The sequence below is a fragment of the Streptomyces sp. DH12 genome, assembly GCF_020873895.1.
GTDB lineage: Bacteria > Actinomycetota > Actinomycetes > Streptomycetales > Streptomycetaceae > Streptomyces.
Genome location: NZ_JAHWGT010001478.1, coordinates 1 through 407 on the forward strand (window position 1 = coordinate 1; position 407 = coordinate 407).

The following is a 407-nucleotide window of genomic DNA, read 5'->3' on the forward strand; positions in this document are numbered from 1 at the left end:
GATAGCCCACCTCGCCGACGCCGAGGCCGTCCGCGGCCAGCATCTCCGGCGAGTTGGTGCCGATCTCCAGCAGCTCGTGGGTGGCGTTGGTGGACATCATCCTGATGCGCTCACGCTTGTTGAGCTGCCCGTCGATGACACGGACGTACGTCACGACACCGCGGTAGGAGTCGTAGACCGAGTCGAAGATCATCGCGCGGGCGGGGGCGTCCGCGACGCCGACCGGCGCCGGGATGTCGGCGACCACGCGGTCCAGCAGCGCCTCGACGCCGAGACCGGTCTTCGCGGACACCTTCAGCACGTCGTCGGGGTCGCAGCCGACCAGGTTCGCCAGCTCCTCGGCGAACTTCTCCGGCTGCGCGGCCGGCAGGTCGATCTTGTTCAGCACCGGGATGATCGTCAGGTCG

General features: G+C 68.6%; 1 pseudogene. It reads right to left on the bottom strand.

The window, feature by feature from the left end:
* Positions 1 to 407 (bottom strand): annotated as a pseudogene (locus LPA54_RS40655) (elongation factor 4); the annotation flags it as partial.